Below are 2,290 nucleotides of genomic sequence, written 5' to 3' on the forward strand. Positions count from 1 at the left end.
ACCAAGTACACCTCCCGGCTGCGCGGCTACCTGGACTGGCTGGCCGTCCAAGCCGACGCCGCCGCCCTGGACGGCGATCCGCTCACTGATGCGGTCGCGGCCGCCGGCGCGGTACGCGACTTCCGCCGCCACCTCAAGGACGGCCGCCGCGCTCCCAACACCATCGACGCCTACCTGTCGGCCATCGACGACTTCTACGCCCGCCGCGGCCTCGGCAAGCCCCAGACCCAGCGCGAACGCGACTCCCGCCGCACCGCCCCCCGAGTCCTGGACGCCCGGCGCACCCGCCGCTACATCCGCCACGTCCAGCTCACCGCCTCCCCGCGCGACAAAGCCGTCGCCCTGCTGCCCTACTACGCCGGACTGCGCATCTCCGAAGTCGTCGGCCTCGACCTGACCGACGTGCGCCTCTCAGCCCGCACGGGCGAACTTCGCATCCGCGGACAGGGCCGCGACGGCGGCAAGATCCGCCTGCTGCCCGTCCACCCCGACCTGCGCCAGGCCCTGACCGACTGGCTGGCAACCCGCGCCGGCTGGAAGGGAGCCGGCACCCACCCAGCGCTGTTCCTCAACCAGCGCGGCGGTCGCCTGAGCGACCGCGCAGCCCGCGACATCATCACCGGCCTCGGCGACGCCGTCGGCCTGGGCGACGACCCCACCGAGCCCTTCAGCTCGCACGTCCTGCGCCACACCTTCGCCACCCAGCTCATCCGCCACGGCACGGACCCCGTCCTGGTCGCCGAACTCCTCGGCCACGGCTCGTTGGACACCACCCGCCGCTACGGCCTGCCGACCGAAGCGCACAAGGCAGCCGCCTTGAACGCCCTGATCAGCGACCACTAGCCTGTACTGACCACAGAGGTCAGGCACAGGCACGACACGATATCGATGATCTTGTGAATGGGTGAGGGCCTTCGGTTCGGTGTGGATTGCGACATCTACACGCCGACCAGAAAGGCCCTCATGCCCCACCGTAACGCGCCGCTGACCGAACTCGGACGCCTGCGCCTGGCCCGCTGTGCCGGCCGCCTGAACGACGGCTTGAACGCCGAGCAGACGCTGGAGCGCATCACGACCGCGCTGAGCGAGTATGCCGGGGACCACCACAGCGACGACACCGCCCTGGTGCTCCTGCGCGTACCCTTCCCTGCCGAGGAGAGGCCATGACGACCGGCCGTACCGAACCGCGCCGGTGACAGGACGGACGTCGCGACACATCAGAGAGCGGGCGCGGGGCAGAGGGCCCCCCGAGAGGAGGCGTCGATGCCTTCGCAGCCGATGTCGAACGACCCGCAGCCCTTGCGGCTCAGCGTGCGCGCGGCGCCCCCGGGCCAGGTGGTGGCCGTCCACGGCGCGCTGGACCTGAACACTGCCACGCACCTGGAACACGAAGTGGTCAAGGTGTGCCGGCGGCAGAACCCACCGCTAGTGATCATGGACATGTCCGGGGTGGAGTTCTGCGACTCCTCCGGACTGAGCAGCCTGGTCCGGGTATGGAGGCAGATCGACCATGACGGCGGCGCGCTGGCCTTGATCGGCCTGCACGGCACATGTGAGCAACTGCTCCGCAGGACCGGCCTGCTGGGGCGCATATTTCCCGCCCACCCCACTCTGGCGCAGGCACAGGACGCGCTGGCCCGGACACGGCGGTGATCGGCGAACCGCCGTCGTCAACCCCGGAACCCAAGACGTTGACAGGTGACCTCGCGCGTGCCGGCCGCCCTGATGGCGTTCACCCCCCGCGGTGCTCACCGCAAGCCAGGCCGGCACCACGCAGGCCGCCGGGCCCGTGACGCAAATTCTCTGCTTCAACTTTCCTTTACCGAAGCCGGGAAGTGCGCCTGTTTCCGACCGGTGGGGAAGTTTCCCGTGCGTGGACTCACCTCAGGAGCGCCTGTTGCGGTTGGTGCCTGCGACCTTGGCGAGGATGGCCGCGTGGTGCGCGTGCCTGATCGTCATCGGCATCGTGGCCAACTATGTGCTCGGTTTCGTGGCGACGATGCGCATCGTCGCCCTGCCGGTGGCGGTCGCCCTGTTGCTGACCGCGCTGCTGTTCCCGCTCACCCGGCGGCTGCGCGAGTCGGGGCTGCGGACGATCTACGCCACCTGGGTCACCATGCTGGTCGCGCTCGCCGTGCTGGGCGGGACGGGCTGGATCATCGGCGTGCGGGCCAATGAGGAGTTCCCCGGCCTGTTGACACAGGTCAGGCAGACGGCCAAGACGGTGGAGGGCTGGCTCTACACCGGCCCTCTGCACGTGAAGCCCGTTCAGCTCAGCGGCTGGGTGGAC

At 69.9% G+C, this 2,290-nt stretch carries 4 protein-coding genes; all 4 read left to right on the forward strand.

The window, feature by feature from the left end:
• A partial coding sequence (locus tag ABZ815_RS52695) for a tyrosine-type recombinase/integrase (protein WP_357711119.1) occupies positions 1-843 on the forward strand: 843 nt, incomplete at its 5' end.
• Positions 844-963: 120 nt separating this feature from the next.
• On the forward strand, positions 964-1,167 hold the full coding sequence (locus ABZ815_RS52700) for a hypothetical protein (RefSeq protein ID WP_357711122.1): 204 nt from the start codon (positions 964-966) through the stop codon (positions 1,165-1,167).
• A gap of 96 nt (positions 1,168-1,263) precedes the next feature.
• Positions 1,264-1,653 carry an STAS domain-containing protein gene (locus ABZ815_RS52705; RefSeq protein ID WP_357711124.1) on the forward strand — a complete coding sequence of 130 codons (390 nt, stop codon included), beginning with the start codon at positions 1,264-1,266 and terminating at the stop codon, positions 1,651-1,653.
• 274 nt (positions 1,654-1,927) lie between these two features.
• Positions 1,928-2,290 (forward strand): AI-2E family transporter (locus tag ABZ815_RS52710; protein ID WP_357711126.1); only part of this gene is annotated, 363 nt, incomplete at its 3' end.

The sequence above is a fragment of the Nonomuraea sp. NPDC047529 genome (assembly GCF_040642995.1).
Taxonomy (GTDB): Bacteria; Actinomycetota; Actinomycetes; order Streptosporangiales; family Streptosporangiaceae; genus Nonomuraea.